This is a genomic window from Pseudoduganella sp. HUAS MS19, from assembly GCF_053615455.1.
Genome location: NZ_CM132133.1, coordinates 3781567 through 3803653, shown reverse-complemented (window position 1 = coordinate 3803653; position 22087 = coordinate 3781567). Strand labels below are relative to the sequence as shown.

General features: G+C 61.3%; 21 protein-coding genes and 1 riboswitch. Of the genes, 16 read left to right on the top strand and 5 right to left on the bottom strand.

The window, feature by feature from the left end:
- Positions 1-362: 362 nt before the first annotated feature.
- Genes ACWBU6_RS17180 through ACWBU6_RS17155 form a run of 6 tightly spaced genes read left to right on the top strand, consistent with a single transcriptional unit; the run spans position 363 to position 6151 of the window.
- On the top strand, positions 363-2057 hold the full coding sequence (locus tag ACWBU6_RS17180; protein ID WP_452644632.1) for a phospholipase D-like domain-containing protein: 1695 nt from the start codon (positions 363-365) through the stop codon (positions 2055-2057).
- A 15-nt stretch (positions 2058-2072) separates the two neighbouring features.
- The gene (locus tag ACWBU6_RS17175; protein WP_452644631.1) at positions 2073-2591 is read left to right on the top strand and encodes a hypothetical protein; all 519 of its coding nucleotides are present in this window, start codon (positions 2073-2075) and stop codon (positions 2589-2591) included.
- Entirely contained in the window at positions 2588-4162 is a 1575-nt protein-coding gene (locus tag ACWBU6_RS17170; RefSeq protein ID WP_452644630.1) for a GMC oxidoreductase, read from the top strand. The genes ACWBU6_RS17175 and ACWBU6_RS17170 overlap by 4 nt, the downstream gene beginning before the upstream one ends.
- Positions 4159-5274: a ferritin-like domain-containing protein gene (locus ACWBU6_RS17165; RefSeq protein WP_452644629.1), complete on the top strand. Its 1116-nt coding sequence runs from the start codon at positions 4159-4161 to the stop codon at positions 5272-5274. The genes ACWBU6_RS17170 and ACWBU6_RS17165 overlap by 4 nt, the downstream gene beginning before the upstream one ends.
- 9 nt (positions 5275-5283) lie before the next feature.
- The gene (locus ACWBU6_RS17160; protein ID WP_452644628.1) at positions 5284-5745 is read left to right on the top strand and encodes an SRPBCC family protein; all 462 of its coding nucleotides are present in this window, start codon (positions 5284-5286) and stop codon (positions 5743-5745) included.
- Between the two features lies 1 nt (position 5746).
- A complete protein-coding gene (locus ACWBU6_RS17155; protein WP_452644627.1) occupies positions 5747-6151 on the top strand; it encodes a hypothetical protein in 405 nt (134 codons plus the stop codon).
- Between the two features lie 2 nt (positions 6152-6153).
- Here the strand turns inward: ACWBU6_RS17155 and ACWBU6_RS17150 are convergent, their stop codons facing one another.
- The 4 genes from ACWBU6_RS17150 to ACWBU6_RS17135 all read right to left on the bottom strand — a co-directional run bounded on the left by ACWBU6_RS17150 (position 6154) and on the right by ACWBU6_RS17135 (position 11025).
- The gene (locus ACWBU6_RS17150) at positions 6154-6501 is read right to left on the bottom strand and encodes a hypothetical protein (RefSeq protein WP_452644626.1); all 348 of its coding nucleotides are present in this window, start codon (positions 6499-6501) and stop codon (positions 6154-6156) included.
- 15 nt (positions 6502-6516) lie between these two features.
- Positions 6517-8034: a PepSY domain-containing protein gene (locus ACWBU6_RS17145; RefSeq protein ID WP_452644625.1), complete on the bottom strand. Its 1518-nt coding sequence runs from the start codon at positions 8032-8034 to the stop codon at positions 6517-6519.
- A complete protein-coding gene (locus tag ACWBU6_RS17140) occupies positions 8022-10022 on the bottom strand; it encodes a TonB-dependent receptor (protein WP_452644624.1) in 2001 nt (666 codons plus the stop codon). The genes ACWBU6_RS17145 and ACWBU6_RS17140 overlap by 13 nt, the downstream gene beginning before the upstream one ends.
- A gap of 268 nt (positions 10023-10290) precedes the next feature.
- Positions 10291-10508, bottom strand: a riboswitch (cobalamin riboswitch).
- A gap of 163 nt (positions 10509-10671) precedes the next feature.
- Positions 10672-11025 carry a VOC family protein gene (locus ACWBU6_RS17135; RefSeq protein WP_452644623.1) on the bottom strand — a complete coding sequence of 118 codons (354 nt, stop codon included), beginning with the start codon at positions 11023-11025 and terminating at the stop codon, positions 10672-10674.
- A gap of 117 nt (positions 11026-11142) precedes the next feature.
- Between ACWBU6_RS17135 and soxR the strand changes: the two genes are divergently transcribed.
- The 6 genes from soxR (at position 11143) to ACWBU6_RS17105 (ending at position 15414) form a co-directional block, all read left to right on the top strand.
- Positions 11143-11613 (top strand): redox-sensitive transcriptional activator SoxR, encoded by a 471-nt coding sequence (soxR, locus tag ACWBU6_RS17130; RefSeq protein ID WP_452644622.1) that lies wholly within the window; start codon positions 11143-11145, stop codon positions 11611-11613.
- Between the two features lie 149 nt (positions 11614-11762).
- Complete coding sequence (locus ACWBU6_RS17125) at positions 11763-12032, top strand: hypothetical protein (protein ID WP_452644621.1); 270 nt, start codon at positions 11763-11765, stop codon at positions 12030-12032.
- 37 nt (positions 12033-12069) lie between these two features.
- On the top strand, positions 12070-13854 hold the full coding sequence (locus tag ACWBU6_RS17120) for a S8 family peptidase (RefSeq protein ID WP_452644620.1): 1785 nt from the start codon (positions 12070-12072) through the stop codon (positions 13852-13854).
- A 19-nt stretch (positions 13855-13873) separates the two neighbouring features.
- Positions 13874-14128, top strand: a complete 255-nt coding sequence (locus ACWBU6_RS17115) for a hypothetical protein (protein ID WP_452644619.1) — start codon at positions 13874-13876, stop codon at positions 14126-14128.
- Between the two features lie 12 nt (positions 14129-14140).
- Complete coding sequence (locus ACWBU6_RS17110; RefSeq protein WP_452644618.1) at positions 14141-14455, top strand: hypothetical protein; 315 nt, start codon at positions 14141-14143, stop codon at positions 14453-14455.
- Positions 14456-14628: 173 nt separating this feature from the next.
- Positions 14629-15414, top strand: a complete 786-nt coding sequence (locus tag ACWBU6_RS17105) for a substrate-binding periplasmic protein (RefSeq protein WP_452644617.1) — start codon at positions 14629-14631, stop codon at positions 15412-15414.
- A 29-nt stretch (positions 15415-15443) separates the two neighbouring features.
- On the opposite strand, the gene ACWBU6_RS17100 is transcribed toward ACWBU6_RS17105, so the two are convergent.
- On the bottom strand, positions 15444-16871 hold the full coding sequence (locus ACWBU6_RS17100; protein WP_452644616.1) for a hypothetical protein: 1428 nt from the start codon (positions 16869-16871) through the stop codon (positions 15444-15446).
- A 213-nt stretch (positions 16872-17084) separates the two neighbouring features.
- Here ACWBU6_RS17100 and ACWBU6_RS17095 point away from each other — a divergent pair, with 213 nt between their 5' ends.
- From ACWBU6_RS17095 to lpdA, 4 genes are read left to right on the top strand one after another with little or no spacing between them, the layout of a single operon-like run.
- A complete protein-coding gene (locus ACWBU6_RS17095) occupies positions 17085-18317 on the top strand; it encodes a thiamine pyrophosphate-dependent enzyme (protein WP_452644615.1) in 1233 nt (410 codons plus the stop codon).
- A 1-nt stretch (position 18318) separates the two neighbouring features.
- Entirely contained in the window at positions 18319-19350 is a 1032-nt protein-coding gene (locus tag ACWBU6_RS17090) for an alpha-ketoacid dehydrogenase subunit beta (protein WP_452644614.1), read from the top strand.
- Positions 19351-19352: 2 nt separating this feature from the next.
- A complete protein-coding gene (locus tag ACWBU6_RS17085) occupies positions 19353-20684 on the top strand; it encodes a dihydrolipoamide acetyltransferase family protein (protein ID WP_452644613.1) in 1332 nt (443 codons plus the stop codon).
- A gap of 3 nt (positions 20685-20687) precedes the next feature.
- On the top strand, positions 20688-22085 hold the full coding sequence (gene lpdA / locus ACWBU6_RS17080; protein ID WP_452644612.1) for a dihydrolipoyl dehydrogenase: 1398 nt from the start codon (positions 20688-20690) through the stop codon (positions 22083-22085).
- Positions 22086-22087: the final 2 nt, after the last annotated feature.

Here is a 22087-nt window from a genome sequence, read left to right as displayed (position 1 = left end):
GATGTGAGAGGACTCGTTAACATGCTTACTCCCAAGCGATAGTGATCGGAAGCCGATCGGGAACTTCCAACGGCACTCGTGAGTAACTTAAGAGACCGGCGAGTTCCATTTGCTTCGCTTGCTCCTTCCTTCCAGATAACAAGCCGACGTAAAAATGCGAATGTGGAAATGTGTGCAGTTTTTTGTCATTTCGCGCATGTAGAGTAGACCCGCATGCTCACTGGAAAGTTTGCAGGATTCCGGTCCCCATGCTTGATATCCCTGGTTGGCCGTGAAGCGGGCAATGCGCGGCGCTGGTTCTAGATGGCCTGTCGCCGCGCGTTGCAGTCGATCCAATTGCGATAGCGAGGTGTATGGTGAGAATGCGTGTTTCCCAGGAAGGGCCCAAAGCGCTGACCGTCAATGCAGTGGCGGGCACCTATGTCGTGCTGCTCGGTATGGAGGTGAGCGACGAGGCGCGCCAAGGTTTGCTCGGCTTTGCAATCCACCGGACGGACAAGACCGCCGACGAACAGTACTGGCTAAAGGGGTTCAAGACCTTTGAAGCGACCGAACCTAATCCGGCGCCAGGTACGCTGGTGTCGACCCTGGAGCATCCGGTGCAAGGCTTCCTGTGGGGCGACTACACTGCCAAGTCGAACAATAATTACGTCTACAAGGTCGTGCCCGTCTATGGCGCTCCGCGTAACCTTCAGTACGGCGATGCGGTGGAAGTTCCGGTGACTACGGAGAACGAGGACATTGGCGCGCACGCCATCTACTTCAATCGTGGCGTGGCCGGTAGCCAGGCGTATGCGCGCAAGTTCGGCAACGTCAGCCCGGCACAGGCTGGGGCAGAGGCGTACAAGTGGCTGTCGCGTGGCGTGGAAGAGGCGATCATCGCCTTTATCGGGAAGGCAAGGGGAGCGCACTATGCGATCCGGGCTTCGGCCTATGAGTTCAGCCACAAGGCGGTCCTGGCGGCCTTTGGTGCCGCCGCTGCCACTGGCGCCGATGTGAAGATCGTGTACGACTGCCGCAAGAAGGAGCCGCAGGAGACCAGCAACAAGGCTATCGCGGAAGCGGGCATTGCAGCGCTGATGATTCCGCGCAAGGCAAATCCCAGCTATATCTCGCACAACAAGTTCATCGTGTTGCTCAAAGACGGAGAGCCGGTGGAGGTGCTGACCGGGTCGACGAACTTTACCGATGGCGGAATTTACGGGCAGTCGAATGTGGTGCATATTACGCGCCTGCCGGAGGTGGCGTCGAAGTACCTGCAATACTGGGAGCAGTTGGCCGCCGATACGCCTGCCGCAAAACTGCGCCCCGAGAATCTGAAGCAGACACCCGATCCCGTGGGTGACTTGTCTAGCGGGGTGCACGTTGTGTTCAGCCCCCGCCCTTCGCTGAATGCCCTGCAATGGTACTCGGGCAACATCGACCAGGCGCAAAAGCTGGCGGGGTTCACAGCGGCATTCGGCGTCAACAAACTGTTTGCCGATGTCCTGGCGCGCAATTCGGCGAACATGCGCTACGTTCTGCTGGAAAAGCCTGGCCCGACATACGATGAGTTCAAGGCTGTACGCAACAACCTGATCGCCATTGGCGAGGTGCTCGATACCAAAGTTATCGGCGACTCGGAGCTTCATCGCTGGCTGGGCGAGAAGCTCAGTGGCCTGAACAGCTTCGTCAATTACGTCCACACCAAGTATCTGTTTGTCGATCCGATGGGAGCGAATCCGACCGTCATCAGCGGCTCCGCAAATTTCAGCGATGCCTCGACCACCAACAATGACGAGAACATGCTGATCGTGCGCGGCAACTGCAGTGTGGCGGATATCTACCTGGGCGAATTCATGCGGCTGTGGAGCCACTTCCGTTTCCGCGACGTCGCCAAACGCTACTCAAAGGTCAACGCCAACAAGGCGGCCGGCAAGGCGGCCAGCGCCGGCATTGGCGAGAACGTGCCATACCTGGCACCGGACGATAGCTGGATAAGAACCTACTACGGCGAGAACCTGGCCAAGGTGACTGAGCGCGAACTGTTGCAAGGCATGTACATCCCGAAACAATAAGACAGGAGGGCGACGATGGAAAAGGTGATGGAGCTGATCGGCGGACCGGTATGCCAGGCCAAAGTGGATCCCGGCCTGCTGGCTGGCGATGGACAGGCGCTGACGCATGCGAACAGGGAAGCGCTGTGGGACATCTTCAAGCAAATTGCGGTGGTGTGGAAGAACGTGCGCTACGAATCGTCGAACCTGAAAAGCTCGTGGCTGGAGATGCTGCAGCAAAAGTCCGAGCTGGCACCAAGCTACACCGGCGAGTACATCAACGCGATCTATGTGGTACGGGAACTGGTAGCCATGTATGGCAAGGAGCAGGCATACCGCAAGCTGTTCCTGGAGAATGGCATCCCGGCCGGACCGCCAACCACGCGCCTGGCACACGCCAAACGCTACGTGGTCGATGAGTTCATCAAGCTGCAAGTGATGATGAGCGGCTTCAAGCACTTCGGCGGCAAGAATTACCACGGCTATGTGAAGGGTTCGCGCTACAACGAGCATGCGCTGGTGCGCCAGTACGAACCGAAGGAGAACAACTCATGACCACCAGCCGTGTCTATGACTATGTCATTGTGGGATCTGGTGTGGCGGGTGTGAGCCTGGCCAAGCGCCTGCTGGAGAACGATCCCGAAACCGCTATCCTGATGCTGGAGGCAGGCCCCTTCATCCCGTCGCGCGACCGGCGCTCATGGTGGGACTATATCACCTTGAATCGTACGCCGTACGATTTCACGTACGACCAGGACTGGGAGGTGCCGTCCACCGGTAACGTGAACTGGCTGTCCGCAGGGACTCGGGTGAAGGCGGTTGGCGGCTCCACCATGCACTGGGGAGCCTGGAGCCTGCGCTTCAAGCCGGAGGACTTCCAGCTCTACACCAACACCGGCGAAGGCGCCGACTGGCCCATCGGCTACAACGACCTGGAGGAATACTACAACCAGGCCGAAGAATTCCTGTCAGTCTGCGGCGACGACGCCGAAGACTGGTCGCCGCGCAGCAAACCGTATCCGGCGCCCCCGTTCGCCTGGACCGCGGCCGACGGAGTGATGATCGAGGCCTTCCAGGCCCTTGGCATCAAACCAGGCAAGATGCCGATCGCGCGATACCGCAAATGCCTGACCACCGGTACCTGCAAGTACTGTCCGTTCGGCGCTCGTTTCTCGGCTCAGAACGTACTGACGGAGATGACAGACAACAAGCGCTATGTGAACTTCGAACTGCGCGCCAACACTCCTGTGACGGAATTGCGCATGCGCAGCAAGGCGGAGGTGGAAGGCCTGGATTGCATCGATAATGTCAGCGGTACGCACTATACCGTGCAGGCGAGCCGCTACATCATCTGTTCCGGCGCCTATGAGACGCCGAAGCTGATGATGAAGTCGAAGAACCAGTACTGGCCGCAAGGCGTGGGCAATGACCACGACCTGCTCGGTCGCTTCATCATTTCGCACTCCATGCTCAAGGTGCGGGGCCGTACCCCCAGCAACCCGCACCGATGGTTCCAGGAGTACGATTTTCCGACACTAATGTCGCGCAGCTACGACACGCCGGAACGGCAGAAGATCGGCAAGATCTTCCTGTTCAAGGACCGCGTGCGTCCCAATACGGACATTGCGCAGCTGATGATCGCCGGGAAGACGCCGGAAGAGGTCGAAGCCATCGTCAGCGGGCCGATGGAAATGGAGCTGCAGGCCTTCATGGAGGAAAAGGGCAAGTTCGAGAACCGTCTGCAGATCGCCGAGGGCTATGACAGGTTCGGCCTGCCGCTGACGACGGTCAGCTTCAGCCGCACCGAGCAGGAGAACATCAATACGCAGGCCAATCTCGACCTGATGAAGGAAGTCATCGTCAAGATGGGATATGAAGTGGTGTACGCCAAGACAGAAGACCCGGGCGCGCACCACACCACGGGAACCTGCCGCATGGGCGCCACGCCGGAGATGGGAGTCACGGACAGCGACTTGAAAGTTTTCGCTACCGACAACCTGTATCTTTGCTCGAACGGCGTCTTCCCAAGCGGCAGCGCAGTCAATCCAACGCTGACCCTGACGGCCCTCTCCATGCGCCTGTCCGACCACTTTCTCGCCCACCCAATCATCAAGGCCCAACCATGACTACCGCCCCCGCCAGCAATCTGCACGACCGTGTGTGCCAGGTCCTGAGTGCCCGCAATCCCAATATCAAGGAGAATGTGGCGTGCCTGATGCACGCGGAACTGGAGGTGAAAGTCAGCCCAGAGGAGCGGCTCGCACTGCTGAAGAAAACACTGCAACAGGCTGTCCTGCTGGAGTTCGCGACACTGCCGCCCTATTTGTGCGCCTTATGGTCGATCAAGGACAACCTGGATCCAGTGGCCAAAACGATCCGGCACGTGGTGCAGGAAGAGATGTTGCACATGGCCCTGGCCTGCAATATGCTCGCCTCGCTGGGAGGAAAGCCGCATCTCTACGACACCACCAGCGGCGGCTTGCATTATCCCTGTGCGCTGCCAGGCGGCGTCCATCCCGAGCTGCACATTGGGCTGGCCGGCCTGAGTGATGCCACGCTGGACGACTTCATGGAAATCGAACTGCCGGAAGACCCGATGGAGATCGGCTCCTACGACAGCAAGTACAAGCACGCTCACGATCACGAGGGAACGCACGCCAGCACCATCGGCGCGCTGTACGACGCGATCGCGCATGAGTTCGAAAGCCTGCAGCCGGAGATGACGCCTGACCACCAGGTCGCGGGACCATTGTCCTGGTTTGTCGTCGATGCTCCCGAGAAGGTTACCAGTGCCATACATTGGATCAAGACCCAGGGCGAGGGTGCAGTCCACCTCGATCCTTCGGAGAAGGGGCTGGCTTCCTTGTCGCACTACTACCGCTTCTGGGAGGTGCGCGAGCGGCGCAAGATTGAGTACGACCCTGTCAACAAGAAGTACGTGTTCGGCGGCCCTATGGCGTTCCCGGATGTCTGGCCCATGACGGAGGTGCCGGAAGGAGGTTATCGCACCGATGAAGTGAGCCAGGAGGTTGGCGCTCTTCTGCTTGGCTTTGACCGCACCTATTCACGCGCCATCCAGTTGTTGGAAAGCGCCTGGGCCGAGGGCGGGCAGGGGGCGATGTGGCGTGCAATCGAACTGATGTTCGAACTGGAGAAGACTGCACGCCCCTTGATGCAGATTCCGATACCGAATGGCCGCGGCACCTATGGTCCCTGCTTCCGCCTGATCAATCTTTGAGGAGACAGCATGCAATCGACGAACCAGCAGGCGGGCGACCTGCGCCATGTAGTGAGCACGGTTGAACTGAACGCATCGGCCGACTCGGTGTGGTCGGTGGTGGGTGGTTTCTATACCATCCACCATTGGCATCCCGATATCACGGAAACAGCAGTCGATCCCGAACAAACCGAGATCCCCATGCTGCGGCGGGTGTTGACCTTTCCAGGACAAGCTGCCACCACCGAAGAGCTGGTGACGATGGATCACCCCAACCGGTGGTACAGCTACAAATGGCATGCTGGCGCGTGGGGCGAGCAAGTGAAGGAGTACAAGGCACAGATTCGCGTGCTGGAAATCGTTCCCGACCAGACCTGCATGGTGCATTGGTCCTCGACGTTCCGCTACAAGGAAGATGCATTGAGCTCGTTCTATCAGCGCGGGTTCGACAGTCTTATCGAGCGCTTTGGCCGTCCAACATCAAGGAGCTGACATGGGAAGCTATGTTGAAATCAACGACACACTTCAGTTAACCACGGCGCAGGGTTTCCCGGCTGACCTGCTGAACCTGTCGCGACACCGGGAGCATCCCATCACCCTGCAGGACGTCGGCGACAGGCTTTTCGAGTTCAGGGACAAGCCGAGCGCCCGCATCTTCCAACTGGACCCGGTGCGTGTCTATTACGTTCACAACATCGATGGGAAGTGGTTGTTCTGGGGCAGGGTCTTCATCGAGAGCCAGACCATCTATAAGAAGCTGAATGCCGATGGAAGCTGGACGGAGGGAAACTGGTTGACGTCCGGCACCTATCGCATCATTGATGTTTATCCGCCGGACTACCAGCACACGTTTACACTGCACGAGGCTCCGGCGGACCGCAACTACTTCAAGCCTTAAGCTTATTCGTCAAATTCGGAGCTCAGGTCTTTGAAACCCATGCCTACCGCGAAGGGAAGGAACTCGTCCGGCGTGTCGAGCACGATCAAGCGCTTTTCCTGGATGACGGGGTCGCCCGGTGTCAGGTCAGGACCGTGGTATCCCAAGGCGCGCAGGCGAGTCCCGATGTCGGCAATCAGCTTTTGATCCTTGTGCAATCCATCGCTGGCCGGAACGGCCAGGTCGACATACAGGTCGACCACTCCGTAACCTTCGTCGAAGATGCGAAGGGATTGAATGTCGACGGCGCGGCCGCTGCCGTCCATGGCCTTGAAGGGGCCGCTGAGCTGGATATCGGTGTCTTGATTCATGCCCGGCAGCATACACTATTTGCGGGATTTCAGCGGCTGGGAAAGTTGATTTTCCAGCAAACCGGACTCTGCGGCTCTCCTGAGGCGGCGCATCCCCAAAACCAATCCGGTGCTGCTCAGCATTGCTCCGAGCACGCAAAGTGAGACGACGAGGATATCCCACAGCGGCCGTGCACGCAGGGCTGCTGAGAAATCGAGCCGGTGCAAGCCATCGAACAGCCAGCGCTTCCATTTGCTGTTATGGTCCGCATGCTCGACCAACTGGCCCAGGGCGGGATCGGCATAGAACGTGGTCTCATCGGCCAACTGGAACTGCACGCGCAGTACAGGAAAGTTGCGTTTTGCATGATGGCTGTAGTAATAGCTGTCGCCACTATTGAGCAGTGCGGCCGCCAGCACGGGGGCGCCAGGCCGTGTAGCGCGCACGGCATCCATGAGATCCTGTTCCGAAACTGCCGGCACCACCGCTCCGCTACGGGCATCGAGAATCCTTTTCTGATGTCGGTCCAGTGCGGCGAGGTACAGCTTGCCGCCTACTTTCCGCCATTCGAGCTCCAACAACGCGTCATGAGGCCGGATGACGCGTGCCAGGTCAAGCGACAAGTCCTCGTGGTTCAGCGGGCCGCCGGCAAACGCCAGCTGGTCATTCGCGGTTACGCCCGGCGATGCCAGCCAGTCGAAAGGCGTGACCGAGAGCCAACCGCTGAATAGCCAGGTCAGGGTCATGGTCCCGATGCCAAGGCCAAGCCAGTGATGCCATGCCTGCCAACCGCGATACGGCGAGCGTCGGCCGCTGGCATAGCGCCGGCGCAACCGCAGGCGTTGTAGGCCTAGAACCATGCCGGCTGCCACCAGCACGCATGCGGCACCGGAGGTCCATAACACCACCTGCCGCCATGGCTGGCCATGCGTGCGTAATGGGGTGAAGTAGACCCAGTGAACGACCGAGCCGGCCCAGTTCCAGGCGCGTTCATTGCGCGTGGTATCCCGTACCAGTTCGCCAGTGCGGCCGGATACATACAGCACACTGCCGGCCGGGTCGTCGGCCTCAACCCGGTATAGCGGACGGTGCATTCTGATGGAACCAAATGACCACTGATCCCCATCAATTACTTGCACCGTTACGCCCTGCGCAGCAGGCGCCGCAGTCCTGGCTGCGGCCCGGGCGATTTCCGGCGTGGCGTGCAGCGCGCTGCCGGTGTCTGCCCAGGCCGATGACCAGTGGCCATCGCGCCTGAAGTGATAGGCTGGCCTGCCCGCCACGGTGTTGAGCCTCACCGCGTCCGGAACACCGGCCTGGCCGGAGGATTGCCATGCGTCCCAGGCACCTACCTTGAGCTGCGAAAGGTCCAGCGGTGAAAGCCATGCCATGCGCTCCTGCTCGCTGAGTGCCGGATAAGGCACGTACATCATCACCATGCCGGAACCGAACCACACCAGTAGCAGCGAGCCAATGCCTATTCCAAGCCAGCGGTGCAGCAGGTGCAGCTGACGTTTCCACGATCCCATGGCTTTGAGGATCAGTAGCGCCATTGGACGGTCAGCTCGGCGTGACGGCGATCGCCCAGCAGGTACTGGCTATCGCTGTACGAGGTGCTGGCGTACAGCTTGTCGGTCAGATTGCGCATGTTCAGTTGCATCAGGACGTTGCGGTTGAAGTTCCAGCCAAGTGAGGCATCCATCGTCGTATACGCCGGCAGCAGTTGCGTGTTGTCGTTGTCGATGAAGCGTTGGCCTACATAGCGCGCGCCGATCGCCATGCGCCAGGCGCTGGTGCGGTAATTAAGCCAAAAATTGGACGAGATCCTTGGCACGTCGGCCGGGTGCTTGCCTGCGCGCGAGACATTGCCGCCCTCAAGCAAGCGGTCGAATTTCGCATCGGTGTAGGCCAGGTTCGCTTCCAGGCGCCATTCCTGTGCGAGGTTCAGGCTGGAACTGAGCTCAACGCCGCGTGATGACTGCGATCCGCCTTGGATGGACAGCGCTGGATGGGACGGGTCGCGGGTGATGATGTCGTCCTTACTGATGCGGTAAAGTGCCGCCGTCCATTCAGCTTTCCCGTTCGCCAGCGACTGCTTGAGGCCTGCCTCGACCTGGCGCGAGCTGGTAAGCTTGTACCGGCTGTTGGCCAGGTTCAGCGACAGCAAGCTGGAAACCGGGTCGCTGCCGCTGCTGACCTGGCCATACAGTGCGGTATCGGCCGCGAGATGCCAGGTCAAGCCGAGGCGTACCGCATTCGAATGAAGCCGGGAGGTAAAGCCAGGGGCGCCCAGCAGGCTGACGCGCTTGACCTTGTAGCGGTCGTGGCGCAGTCCAGCGAGCAGCAGCAGGCGCTGGTTAATGGCATAGGCCTCCTCCAGGTACAGTGCATTGGTCGTGGTGTCGGTAGCGAAATTGGGGCGTAGCGGATCCGGACTCTCGAACATGCCTGGTTCGAAGCCGATCGGCGCCACCGTGGATGCACCGCTGTAAGGCGAGTTATTGGTATGCATGAAGTCGATGGTGGCCACCTCCCAGCCTGCCACTACGCGGTTGGCGCCTGCGCTCCAACGTGCTTCCAGACGATTGCCAGTCTGTTCCTGGTTATGCCGGATGGCGATATAGTCAGTCCGCTCGACCAGCCGGGACTGCGTGTCGTAGAAATAGTTTTCCGCATTGCGCCAGTTGCGACGCGCTTTCAGATAGGCGAGCTCATTGATCACGGCCAACGCCGGGTTGATTCGCCAGCTCAGGCGCGCCACAGCTTTGTCATCCTGAAACGAGATGTCGGCGTCGCCGACGTTGTAGTTCTGGTCGCGAAGTTCGCGCGGGATACGGCCATTGACGAGTGGTGTGCCAAAGTAGCGCTGCGGTTCCTGTTCCAGGTGATCGAGCGACAGGTCGAAATCCACGTTGGGCGTTAGCGCATAAGTCATGCTCGAGAGGACTTTCCCGTGCCGGGACTGGCCACGATCGACCAACCCGTCGCCGCGATCGGCATAGGCATCGATGCGGAACGCTCCCTTTGCACCTAGGGGGCCAGTGGCGCCTACGCCACCTCGCAGGGTCTTGCCGCCGCCGATCCCGGCCATCGCTTCGTAGCTGCTGGCGCGCTGCGGTGCCTTGCGCACGGCATTGATGGTCGCGCCGGTAGTGCCGCTGCCGTGGACGACCGAACCAGGACCGCGCAGCACTTCGATGTATTCATAGCCCCAGGGATCGGCGGGGTAGGTGGCTGTGCCAGAGCCTACCTGCGGGCGCAGGCCGTTCTCCAATATTGCGATGGAACTGTTGCCGCTGAAGCCGCGCGCAGAATAGGCGACGCCGTTCCCGGGCGAGCTGGTGTCCGTCAGGCCGGTTGTACGGGTGATGGCGTCTTTGAGCAGCAGGTCGCCACGCGCCTGCATCGTGTCTGCGCTGAGCAATGCTACGCTTGCCGGCAATTCCTGTACTGCCAGGTTCAATCGGCTGGCCGTAGCGCCCTGGCGCCCCAGTCCCAGCCCCTCAAACTCCGCCACGCCTTGCACGGTGACGGTTGGCATGACCTCAGCTTGCTGGGCCCAGGCGCCGGCGGTGGAAAGCAGTGAGATGGCGGCTATGACAGGGTGAAGGAGGGGGCGATTGACTGGACGGATTGGCAACATGGAAAGGATTTCTGTAGTAGGTAAATGCGTGACGCACCGGCGCTGCGGCCGGCACAGCGCACGCATTGCGAACGCGAGCGCGCACCCGGACCGAGCGCAGTTTTGTTAAGCGATAAAAATGGAAAACGGCAAATACATTCCTGTCCAAAGCCACACCCCGGGCTTTGGACATTCATCGTGACTGGCCGGTCTTCTGGCTTACCCTCATCCTTCCCTGACCTTGCCTTCCCGTGCGGTGCACAGTGGCGGTTGGTCAAAGTCGTCAGGCTTACAGCAGCGGGGACTGCGCCGGACTGGCGCGAGATGAAAACCTCACGCGTCACCGGCTTCCCGTTTCACCCTTCGGCTGACAAGCAGAAGGGCACCTTTCACGTATTGCGGCGCATTTTACAGGGAAACAGGGATAACCCGGCAAGAAAAAAAAACTCCTGGAAATTTCATTGCTCCAGGGCGCAAGACAAAGCCAACAGGCAGATGACGGGAATCATGGTGGTTCCATACGGGGCGGTGATGGGCAGCGATGTGCAGCCTCGGTACGATCCGGGCTTCACGCTTCGCTTCCAGCCTGGGTCATGACTTCGAGCAGATGGCCATCAGGTGCTTCAATGTATATCGCCCGGCCTCCTTTGTGGTGGCAGACTCCCGCTTGGTCCTGCTTGCCGCGGGCGGCGCAGTATTCGAGCCCTTCATCACGGGTATGGGCGAGTACCTGATCGAATTCTTCTTCGCTCACGACAAATGCGTAATGCAGGGAAGAGCCTGCGCCTTCATTTGGAGCGTGAACGAGGAGCATCGATCCAAGTTGCGACGGGTCGGATAACCCGAGGATCTTGGCAAGGAAATCTGCCGGCTTGTGCTGGTCGTCTTGCCGGACAATGGTGTGCTTGAATTGGACGTTCACGCTACGCCCCCGTACAGGTTCTGCATCTTTAGATAACTCCTGGTGAATGCGCGCAAAATGCCCGCCACAGAAGCAGTCTAAAACCTCAAGTATAATTGAGGTCAAGGGGGTGTGAACATGAAGAACGAGCAAGCTGGTATCTCTCTCAACCTGTCGGTCGGCGAGGTGGCGCGCCGTAGCGGCGTCGCTGTGTCCACCCTCCATTTCTACGAGACCAAGGGTCTGATCAGCAGCTGCCGCACCGAAGGCAACCAGCGCCGGTATTCGCGCGATGTGCTGCGGCGCGTGGCGTTTATACGCGTCGCGCAAAGGGTGGGCATATCCCTTGCCGACATTCGGTCGGCATTGGCCACATTGCCCGTATCGGCGGCGCCTGGCCGTGCGGACTGGGAACGGCTTTCGGCCTCATGGCGGAGTGAACTGGACGAGCGCATAGCGCAGTTGCGGAAGTTGCGGGACACGCTTGACGATTGCATCGGCTGTGGATGCTTGTCCCTGGATCGCTGCCAACTGCGCAACCCTTCCGACAAACTGTCCGAGCACGGAGCGGGGCCGCACCGCCTGTTGATCAGTCACGGCCCCGGATAGAACGCCTGCCCGCCGCACTGTCCATGCCGCTTCGTCGGATGGTGCGGAGCCGTGACAATTCAAGAGAATCTCCTTGGGATGGAAGCCTATAGTGAACTGGTGCTGTCGGCGCTTGGCCGCCCGCGCCCCACTTCATTTAAAGGAGGTCCATGCAATTAGTCGTCAAGCTCGCCCCGGCAATTTCGCAAGTCAATCCTGGTGGTGATGCGCAGTCATTCACCCCGGAGTTGAAACGTACGCTGACGGCACTCGCACTCGACTTGCAACCAATGCACCCGGGCAGCAGCGATCCTGATCTCTCGGGTTTCTTCTATGCGGAGATACCGGATCAGGAGGCCGCCGCGCACGCGGCCAGCTTGTTGCAGCAAGCCCCTGGAGTTCTATCAGCCTACCTTAAGCCGCGCGACGAGATGCCCTGAAATTGACTGCAACACGACAGTAAGGGGAGGATCTGCAATGCAGAAGAATCGTGGTTTTATCGCAGGGAACAAGCAAGCCGGCGGCCCACCGTCCGGCGATGGCAGTGTACCGGAAAGGCTCAAAAGCGAGTGGGAGTTGATTGTTGTCGCTGAGCCTGGCTTTGCCCTGCGCTCCCGGCCGGATGGTATCGAGTCGGCCGCCAGCGCGGACGTGTCGCCGCTGGCACGTTTGCTTGAAGCGGAGCAGATTGTGCTGGAGCCGCTGTTCGGCAACGAAGAGAAGGTACTGCATGAGCGGCAATTAGCGCCGGCGGCAATGGACGGCAGTCCTGAGATGCCGGACTTGTCCGTGTATTACCGGGTCGACGTGCCGCAGGACCGCATGGCGCACCTGGCCGAACAGTTGCGTAAGCAGCCTGCGGTCAATGCCGCTTACATCAAGCCGCCAGCCGAGTTGGCGCATGCGGCGCTGGATGTCACCTGGGAAGAACTGAATACCATGACGCCGGATGCGCAAGATGCGCCCCCGGTGACTGCAGACTTCAGCGGCAGGCAAGGCTATCTCGACCCCGCACCTGGCGGTATCGATGCTCGCTATGCCTGGACCTTGGGCGGAGGGGGCGGCACTAACGTGAACGTCATCGACCTCGAGTGGGGATGGCGCTTCAGCCATGAAGACCTGCGCCTGAACCAGGGCGGCATTGTAGGCGGGACCGGGTCCACCAACACCGACCACGGCACGGCCGTACTGGGTGAGATCAGCGGCGACCGCAACACCATCGGCGTCACAGGCATTGCGCCGGAGGCGGTCATCAGCGCGGTTGCCTTCTCCATGCCGACTGCAACGGCAATCCGCAACGCGGCCGACCGTCTGCGTCCTGGCGACATCATGCTGCTGGAAATCCACCGGCCTGGACCACGTTATGCCTTTGCGGGCCGGCTGGATCAACTGGGCTACGTCGCCGTCGAGTGGTGGCCGGATGATTTCGCAGCAATCCGGTATGCCAGCAGCAAAGGCATCCTGGTGGTCGAGGCAGCAGGCAACGGCGCCGAGAACCTGGATGATGCCATTTATAACACCCGGCCAGCAGGTTTCCCGGCAACCTGGACCAACCCATTCAATCGCAGCAATCCCCAATGCGGCGCCATTGTGGTCGGCGCCGGGGCGCCGCCACCTGGAACCCATGGCCGTGACCATGGTCCGGACAGGTCACGCCTTGGATTCTCCAATTACGGCGCCTGCGTGGACGCTCAGGGCTGGGGCCGCGAAGTCACCACCACCGGTTATGGCGATCTGCAAGGCGGCGAAAACCAGGACCTCTGGTACACCGACCGCTTCAGCGGAACCTCCAGCGCTTCCCCGATTGTGGTTGGCGCCCTCGCATGCACGCAGGGCGTACTGCGCGCCCGCGGGCGTATCCCCCTGTCTCCGGCACGGGCGCGGGAGATCTTGCGCAGCACGGGCTCACCCCAGCAAGATGCGCCGGCGCGCCCGGCCAGCCAGCGCATCGGCAATCGTCCCAACCTGCGCCAGATCCTGGGGGCGGTGACTGCCAGCGTGACGCCCTGGGTCGGTGTCCAGTTCCGCGGGAACCTGCCTGCGGGCGCGAGCCGCCGCTGGTTCACCTACAACTGGCCGGCACATTGGCATGTGCTGTGGACAGTTATCCCGACGACCCCGCGGCCGGGTGGCCCGCAAATCAAATGGCAGGTCCAGGTGGAGCGGGCGTCCGATGCGTATATCACGTACTGGATAACGATTACGAACGTCAGCGCCGCCCCATGCGATATTGAGGCCCGCTACGCCGTGCTGGGTTGGTAAATCTTTCGGAGAACATATCATGAGAGTTGGAGTTCAATTCACGGGTTCAGTTCCTGCGGGCGCCACCCGCCGCTGGTTTACCTTCAACTGGCCACAGGCCTGGCACGTCAAGTGGAACGTGGTGCCGACTTCGCCTCGCCCGGGTTCGCCGCAGATCGACTGGGATGTCGAGGTGGAGCGGGCCGATGCCAACAATATTACTTACTGGATCAGCATTCGCAATGTAAGCGCCGAGCCTGTGAACATCGAAGCGCGTTATGCGGTGTTGAACTGAAAGGAGCGATTCATGCGTATCGTCATCGAGACAGATGAACAGACCGGTGCCGGCTTGCGCGGCAGCCTGGTGCAGGCTGGTGGCCGCGACGCCACTTCATTCGCAACAGGAGCAGCTGAGGCCACCGATGCCGGCCCACCTTCCCAGCAACTGCTGCAGGCCATTTCCGAGGCCAGCGAGCCGGCTCCGGCACGCCATGGCAGCCGCGAGGGCATTGACGGCGGCGGTCCAGCCCTCGAGCTGGTGCAGGACCTGAGGCAGGTTGCCTCGGATCCGCCCGCCCGTGCGACAGATAGTCCAGAGAACGGCGGCGGCGCACCGCTGTGACGCAGGTACACGCCATCCACCGCGTGGATGGCGTTTCCCCGGCCCAGCTTTCCAGCGGAGGCCTCCAGGCGGCTTCCGAACGGCTGAACGGCGAACTTTGGGGTTATCATCCTGAAAGGCCGATCAAGAATACTTGATCCAGATAACCCTTGCAGCGGGCAAGAATCGATTAGATGGTTGAATTGACGTACTGCACCTTGGCTGAACGCGACCGTTTCACGATCTCCTTTACGCGCTGTTTGCTGTTCGCAATTCTTCTGCTCTCCAGGAACGTCGATGCGTCCGAACTGGTCATGGCCATTTCCAACGGCAGTGGCATGCCGATGACGGACATTCGCGGCGAGCAGTTGCGGGGAGGGATACTCAAGGAATTCGGCGACGCGTTAGGTGCGCAATTGCACCGCCAACCGCGCTACCTGATCCTGCCCCGCACCAGGGTTGAAGGTGCCTTGTTGCGGGGGCATGCCGATCTGCTGTGCGACCTGCGGCCCGAGTGGCTCGACAATCAGACTTTCCTCTGGTCGGAAGCGATCATTTCGAACCGCATGATCGTCGCCATGCGGCGCGAAACACCCGTGCCTTCGTCTTTGAACGCTATCGCCGGCTTGCGTGTGGGCACCGTCCGGGGCTACCGGTATCCTGAAGTGGATCACCTGCAGCCGAAGATCGTGCCCGACAATGCCGCCAATGATAGCCAGAACCTGGAAAAGCTGCTGCTTGGCCGATTCGACTTCATTTTTACCAACCGCATCTATTTCGACTACCAGCGCAAGGTCCATCCGGAACGCACACGCCTGGCGTCCCACAACCTGAAGATCACGGACTTCGACACCTATTGCGCAGTTCACGCACAGGGCGAGGTCGGCATCGAGGAGCTGAACCAGGCGATCGCAGCGCTTAAGTCCCGTGGCATCATCCAGGCGATCCTGGCCCGTTACCGGCCACAAGAGCGCTCCTGAATTCTGGCGCCCGGCCCAGCGGGTGCGGGCTATGCGGGGCTGCCCCAGGCCTGCTGCTTGCGGGCCAGGAGTTCGCCAGGTGAGCCAGGCAGGTAAATACTCCCGTCAAGCGTATCGTTGCCTTTGAGGTGCTCATATGAGGTGAGCGGCGGGAGCAGGTCACGCACGAGCGACTGCTGGCTCGGGATGGATTTCTCCGACCTCAGCTTGCCCAGGATGATTGTCTTGATGTCCTCTGACTGGCTGGCCATCTGTTCCAGGCTGGCTCTTTTCAGCTTGCCCTCCCTGTAGCTGAGTGAGACATTGCTGAGCGCACTGTCGTCAATCTCATGGTACTCATAGTTCTGGGTTTGCAGGGTCCCGTCGAACCATGGCGGACTGGATTTGCCGATGTCGGTATGGTACCTGGCGCCCAGGTGTGACTGCTGGGTCTGGCTGATCTTGCGGTCGTCGGGCGCCGTCCCCGCCACTTTGGTTTCCTGTGACACGTCATAGGAGAAGGTGTCCTGCTCCCAGGCCTTGAGCGGGTTACTCGACTTTGGTGTCTGGGTGAGCGAAGCACTGAAGTCCGAAAGTCCGGTCAATGTGGATCGGTCGTCGGCGTTCAGTTGCCACTTCGATGGCATACGGAGGAAGTCATCGCGGTCTTCGGCGATGGCGGTTCGGTTCATGTCGGAGAAGGCGTCCTTAAACATGGACATCAGCTTCTTATCGGCGTGTCCGCGTGAAGCCGCCTGGTCGAACTGGGCCAGGTAATTGTTGATGGCTTTCTCCTGCTGCTTCCTGGTGCCAAGGTGCTCCAAGGTGCTGGTGTCCACCTGCACTTCAGCCTGGCCATCAGGCCCGCCTATCTTCACGTTGCGCATCGAGCCGTCAATGTGGAAATCCAGAGCCTGCGGCGCGGGCCCGGGACCAGCGACTTCGGCATGGAAATCGATCGATTGCACAAACTTGCTGTCGAACTGGGTCAGGCCGCTTAGCCGCACTTGCGGATCCGCTTTCGCCATGCCGTCGATTGCAGCCTGGAAGCCGACAGCCAGGCTGGACAGCGCCTGGCGTTCATCGTCAGCCAGCTCAGCACTTGAACTGAGCTGGAAGACCATTTCGTCACCGGCATTGGCCAGGGTGAGGTCAACCTTGGTGCCGCTTCGTGTCGTGATGCCCAGTGTGAAAAGGTTGTCGACCGCGTCCGGCAGTTTGGCATGGTCGAGTGGCAGGAGCGAACCGGCGCCAAGCTGCTTGAGCATGTCAGCACCGAGGTCCTGGTAGCGGACGCTGGTTGAAACGGGAACGGAGGCCGCCGCGAGGGCTTCCGGGCTTAGCGTGACGATGCTGGAGGGCGCCGCAACCGCTGCCGCGTCGAGCCTGGCCACGGTGGGATCTGGATGCCGGCCGGATGCCGGCACGACGTGGCGGCCGGCTGGCTGCCAGTTGGAGAGAGGGGATATTGAGCTCATTGCCTCTTAACGACACTTCATTAACGAAACTTTAATTGTGACCCTAGGGCATCGAAAAGCATGCTACTCTAGCATTGCTTTTGAGGAAATATTTTTTCGTGCCCGCCTTGCGCTCCGCAGCGGGCGGTTCCACCGTCCCGGCGCGCCTGAGGCTATCCGCTTCAGGCGCGCCGTGATTGATCCTGCGTCACCATCGCAATTGAAGGAATCTGAATGAGCAAGGGCGAACCACTTCGCCTGCACGTGCCCGAACCGACGGGACGTCCAGGCTGTGCAACCGATTTTTCCTATCTCCGCCTGTCGCCGGCCGGTGCCGTGCGCCGGCCCGAGGTCGATGTGGCCCCCATGGACACGCGCGATCTTGCGTACTCCCTGGTCAGCGTACTCGATCCCGAGGGCAACGCAGTAGGGCCATGGGTCCCGCAAATTGATATTGAAGTCGTGCGCAAGGGCTTGCGCGCCATGATGAAGACCCGCATCTTCGATAGCCGCATGCTGATGGCGCAGCGGCAGAAGAAAATGTCGTTCTATATGCAGAGCCTGGGCGAGGAGGCCATCGGCACCGCCCAGGCGCTTGCGCTGAATGTGGACGATATGTGCTTTCCCACCTACCGTCAGCAAAGCATCCTGGTCGTGCGCGACTATCCGATGGTGGACATGATCTGCCAGTTGATGTCGAATGAGCGCGACCCGCTCAAGGGACGCCAGTTGCCGGTCATGTACTCGGTGAAAAGGGCGGGTTTCTTCTCCATCTCCGGCAACCTGGCGACGCAATACATCCAGGCGGTCGGCTGGGGCATGGCATCGGCCATCAAGGGCGATACCAAGATTGCATCCGCCTGGATCGGCGACGGCGCCACGGCGGAGGCCGACTTCGATACCGCCCTGACTTTCGCCCACGTGTACCGTGCGCCGGTCATCCTCAACGTGGTCAACAACCAGTGGGCCATCTCGACCTTCCAGGCCATTGCCGGCGGCGAGGACACCACCTTTGCCGCGCGCGGCGTCGGCTGCGGCATCGCATCGCTGCGCGTGGACGGCAATGATTTCCTGGCAGTGTACGCGGCGTCATGCTGGGCCGCCGAGCGGGCGCGGCGCAACCTGGGCCCATGCCTGATCGAATGGGTTACCTACCGCGCGGGCCCGCATTCGACATCGGACGACCCATCGAAATACCGCCCCGGCGACGACTGGTCGCATTTCCCGCTCGGCGATCCGATCGCGCGCCTGAAACAGTACCTGGTCAAAGCCGGGGCGTGGTCCGAACAGGAGCACGAGGAAACGCAGAAGCTGCTGGAGGCGGAAGTGCTGGCCGCACAGAAGGAGGCCGAACAGTACGGCACCATGGCCAGCGGCCATACGTTCAGTCCCGCGGAAATGTTCGACGGCATCTACAAGGACATGCCGGAACACTTGCGCGTGCAACGTCAGCAACTGGGGATCTGAAATGGCGGAAAACACAGTGAAAGCTTCCATGACCATGATCCAGGCGCTGCGCTCGGCGATGGACGTGATGATGGAGAAGGATGAAAATGTCGTGGTCTTCGGCCAGGACGTGGGCTACTTTGGCGGCGTGTTCCGCTGTACCGAAGGCCTGCAAAAGAAATACGGCAGGTCGCGCGTGTTCGATACGCCGATTTCCGAAGGCGGTATCGTCGGCGTGGCAATCGGCATGGGCGCATACGGACTGCGCCCATGCATCGAAATCCAGTTTGCCGACTATATCTATCCGGCATATGACCAGATCGTGTCCGAGGCGGCGCGCCTGCGCTTTCGTTCGGCGGGCGATTTTACCGCGCCCATTACCATCCGCACTCCCTGCGGTGGCGGCATTTACGGTGGCCAGACCCACAGCCAAAGCCCGGAAGCGGTGTTTGCCCACGTTTGCGGCCTGCGCACCGTAATGCCGTCGAATCCATACGATGCGAAGGGCCTGCTGATCTCGTCGATCGAGAACGACGATCCGGTGATCTTCCTTGAGCCGAAGCGTCTGTACAACGGGCCGTTCGACGGCCATCACGACAAGCCGGTGGTTCCCTGGTCGCAAAATCCGCTGGGCGAGGTGCCTGAAGGCTATTACACCGTGCCGCTCGACAAGGCGGCTGTTTTCCGGCCGGGCAAGCAGCTCACCGTGCTCGCGTACGGCACCATGGTGTGGGTATGCGAGGCGGCGGCGCGGGAGACCGGCATCGACGCCGAGATCATCGACTTGCGCAGCCTCTGGCCGCTGGACCTGGAGACAATCGTCGAATCGGTCAGGAAAACCGGCCGCTGCGTGGTGGTGCACGAGGCCACGCGCACCTGCGGTTTCGGCGCCGAGTTGGTGTCGCTGGTACAGGAACACTGCTTCTACCACCTGGAAGCGCCGATCGAACGCGTGACAGGCTGGGATACGCCTTATCCGCACGCGCAGGAATGGGCGTATTTCCCGGGGCCGGCGCGCGTGGGCGCGGCGTTCAAACGTACGGTGGAGGCATAACGATGGGTATTCACGTCATCAAGATGCCTGACATCGGCGAGGGCATTGCGGAAGTCGAACTGGTCATGTGGCATGTCAAGGTGGGCGATGCCGTTACCGAAGACATGATCCTGGCCGATGTCATGACCGATAAGGCCACCATTGAGATTCCGTCGCCGGTGCATGGCACCGTGGCCATGCTCGGTGGCGCGGCAGGCCAGGTTATGGCGGTGGGCGCGGACCTGATTCATATTGAAGTGGAGGGCGCGGGCAACCTGAAAGCGCCAGGCGCCAGTGCCGCCGCACTGGCTGCCGCTCCGGCGGCGCCAGCGGCGCCGGCTTCGGCTCCAGCTGCGACGCAGGCGCAGCCTGCGCCGCTACCTGCGCAGTCCGCAGCCGCAAGGCCTGCGGCGCTGCCTACGGCCCCGGTACCCGCGGCGCAGGCGCCCGCGGCGGCGCGCGTGGCGCGCGAACCTGGCGAACGCCCGCTCGCTTCGCCTGCCGTGCGCAAGCGGGCCTGGGACATGGGTGTTGAGCTGCAGTTCGTGCATGGCAGCGGCCCGGCTGGCCGGATCCAGCACGCCGATCTTGATTCTTATGTGGCGCGTGGTGTGCAAGGCGGGCCGGCCCCAGCTCCGGGCGGCTATCGCGAGAGCCACAGCGAGCAGGCCATCCCGCTGATCGGATTGCGCCGCAAGATCGCGCAGAAGATGCAGGAGTCGAAACGCCGCATCCCGCATTTTTCCTATGTTGAGGAAGTCGATGTCACGGAGCTCGAGAATCTGCGCGCGCGGATGAACGAACAGTGGGGCAAGGAGCGCGGCAAGTTGACCGTGCTGCCATTGCTGGCACGCGCCCTTGTTGTCGCATTGCGCCAGTTCCCGCAAATGAACGCGCGCTTTGATGACGATGCCGGCGTGGTTACGCAGTACGGCGCCGTTCACCTTGGTGTCGCCACCCAGACCGACGCCGGGCTGATGGTGTCGGTGATGCGCCATGCCGAGGCGCGCGACCTGTGGACGTGCGCGGCGGAGATCGGGCGCCTGGCAGACGCTGCGCGTACCGGCAAGGCCACGCGCGACGAGTTGTCCGGGTCGACGATCACGATCTCCAGCCTTGGCCCTTTGGGCGGCATCGTCACCACGCCGGTGATCAACCATCCGGAGGTGGCCATCATCGGCGTCAACAAGATCGTAGAGCGGCCCATGGTGCGCGATGGGGCGGTGGTCATCCGCAAGATGATGAACCTGTCGTCCTCGTTCGACCACCGGGTGGTCGATGGCATGCATGCAGCCCAGTTCGTACAAGCCATCCGCGCCTTGCTGGAATGTCCAGCGATGCTCTTTGTGGAGTAATCGATGAACCAACACACCACTACGCTGCTGGTGATCGGCGGCGGCCCTGGCGGCTATATCGCTGCGATCCGCGCCGGCCAGCTTGGCATACCGACCACGCTGGTCGAATCCGCTGAACTGGGCGGTACCTGCCTCAATGTCGGCTGCATTCCCTCCAAGGCGCTGATCAATGCGGCTGAGGAGTTCGAGAAGGCCAGCCATTTCGCGAGCGGCTCCGCGCTTGGTATTTCAGTGCAGGCGCCGCGCATCGACATCGGCCAGACCGTGCTGTGGAAAGATGGCATCGTCGGGCGCCTGACCGGCGGCGTAGCCGCACTGCTGAAGAAAAGCGGGGTGCGTGTAGTCAAGGGCTGGGCCAATATCGTGGACGGCAAGACCGTGGAAGTGATACGCGATAGTGAAAGTCCCCAGCGCATCGGCTGCGAACACCTGCTGCTGGCCACCGGTTCACATGCTGCCGAATTGCCCTTCATGCCCTTTGGCGGAAAGGTGATCAGTGCAACGGAAGCGCTGTCACCCAAGACGGTTCCCGGCAAACTGGTGGTGGTGGGCGCAGGCTATATCGGCCTTGAACTGGGCATCGCCTATGCCAAGCTGGGAGCGCAAGTGCACGTGGTGGAGGCGCAGGAGCGTGTGCTTCCGGCCTATGACGCGGACCTGACACGTCCTGTCGCTATTGCGCTCAAGGGTCTTGACATCGAAACCCATCTTGGCTGCTCGGTGCTGGGCCTGGACGAAGCAGGGGCGGCGGTGCGCATCCGAAACGCCGACGGCGAAGAGTCGGCGTTGGCGGCGGACCAGGTGCTTGTGGCAGTGGGGCGCCGCCCGAACACGCGCGGCTTTGGCCTGGAAAAGCTGCGCATCGACATGGACGGACACTTCATCAAGGTAGACGACCAGTGCCACACCTCGATGCGCGGCGTGTGGGCCATCGGCGACGTGACGGGTGAACCGATGCTGGCCCATCGCGCCATGGCGCAAGGCGAGATGGTGGCCGAAATCATCAGCGGCAAGCGGCGCCATTTCAGCCCGGCGGCTATCGCCGCGGTATGCTTTACCGACCCGGAAGTGGTGGTGGTGGGCGCGACACCGCAGGCGGCGCGCGCGCAGGGAATCGACTGCATCGAAGCCATGTTCCCGTTTGCCGCCAACGGGCGCGCCATGTCGCTCGAATCGAAGGACGGCTTCGTGCGCGTGGTGGCGCGCAGGGACAATCACCTGATCGTCGGCTGGCAGGCGGTCGGCAAGGCCGTGTCGGAGTTGTCCGCCGCGTTCGGCCAGTCCATCGAGATGGGGGCGACGCTGGAAGACGTGGCGGGCACGATCCACGCCCATCCTACCCTGGGCGAGGCGATCCGGGAGGCAGCGCTGCGCGCTTTGGGGCATGCGCTGCATATTTAAGC

What these genes read in the sequence shown, in the direction of transcription:
- ACWBU6_RS17180 (WP_452644632.1), top strand. Translation starts at nt 363, where the DNA reads ATGCGTGTTTCCCAGGAAGGGCCCAAAGCGCTGACCGTCAATGCAGTG.
- ACWBU6_RS17175 (WP_452644631.1), top strand. Translation starts at nt 2,073, where the DNA reads ATGGAAAAGGTGATGGAGCTGATCGGCGGACCGGTATGCCAGGCCAAA.
- ACWBU6_RS17170 (WP_452644630.1), top strand. Translation starts at nt 2,588, where the DNA reads ATGACCACCAGCCGTGTCTATGACTATGTCATTGTGGGATCTGGTGTG.
- ACWBU6_RS17165 (WP_452644629.1), top strand. Translation starts at nt 4,159, where the DNA reads ATGACTACCGCCCCCGCCAGCAATCTGCACGACCGTGTGTGCCAGGTC.
- ACWBU6_RS17160 (WP_452644628.1), top strand. Translation starts at nt 5,284, where the DNA reads ATGCAATCGACGAACCAGCAGGCGGGCGACCTGCGCCATGTAGTGAGC.
- ACWBU6_RS17155 (WP_452644627.1), top strand. Translation starts at nt 5,747, where the DNA reads ATGGGAAGCTATGTTGAAATCAACGACACACTTCAGTTAACCACGGCG.
- ACWBU6_RS17150 (WP_452644626.1), bottom strand. Translation starts at nt 6,501, where the DNA reads ATGAATCAAGACACCGATATCCAGCTCAGCGGCCCCTTCAAGGCCATG.
- ACWBU6_RS17145 (WP_452644625.1), bottom strand. Translation starts at nt 8,034, where the DNA reads ATGGCGCTACTGATCCTCAAAGCCATGGGATCGTGGAAACGTCAGCTG.
- ACWBU6_RS17140 (WP_452644624.1), bottom strand. Translation starts at nt 10,022, where the DNA reads ATGCCAACCGTCACCGTGCAAGGCGTGGCGGAGTTTGAGGGGCTGGGA.
- soxR (WP_452644622.1), top strand. Translation starts at nt 11,143, where the DNA reads ATGAAGAACGAGCAAGCTGGTATCTCTCTCAACCTGTCGGTCGGCGAG.
- ACWBU6_RS17125 (WP_452644621.1), top strand. Translation starts at nt 11,763, where the DNA reads ATGCAATTAGTCGTCAAGCTCGCCCCGGCAATTTCGCAAGTCAATCCT.
- ACWBU6_RS17120 (WP_452644620.1), top strand. Translation starts at nt 12,070, where the DNA reads ATGCAGAAGAATCGTGGTTTTATCGCAGGGAACAAGCAAGCCGGCGGC.
- ACWBU6_RS17115 (WP_452644619.1), top strand. Translation starts at nt 13,874, where the DNA reads ATGAGAGTTGGAGTTCAATTCACGGGTTCAGTTCCTGCGGGCGCCACC.
- ACWBU6_RS17110 (WP_452644618.1), top strand. Translation starts at nt 14,141, where the DNA reads ATGCGTATCGTCATCGAGACAGATGAACAGACCGGTGCCGGCTTGCGC.
- ACWBU6_RS17105 (WP_452644617.1), top strand. Translation starts at nt 14,629, where the DNA reads ATGGTTGAATTGACGTACTGCACCTTGGCTGAACGCGACCGTTTCACG.
- ACWBU6_RS17100 (WP_452644616.1), bottom strand. Translation starts at nt 16,871, where the DNA reads ATGAGCTCAATATCCCCTCTCTCCAACTGGCAGCCAGCCGGCCGCCAC.
- ACWBU6_RS17095 (WP_452644615.1), top strand. Translation starts at nt 17,085, where the DNA reads ATGAGCAAGGGCGAACCACTTCGCCTGCACGTGCCCGAACCGACGGGA.
- ACWBU6_RS17090 (WP_452644614.1), top strand. Translation starts at nt 18,319, where the DNA reads ATGGCGGAAAACACAGTGAAAGCTTCCATGACCATGATCCAGGCGCTG.
- ACWBU6_RS17085 (WP_452644613.1), top strand. Translation starts at nt 19,353, where the DNA reads ATGGGTATTCACGTCATCAAGATGCCTGACATCGGCGAGGGCATTGCG.
- lpdA (WP_452644612.1), top strand. Translation starts at nt 20,688, where the DNA reads ATGAACCAACACACCACTACGCTGCTGGTGATCGGCGGCGGCCCTGGC.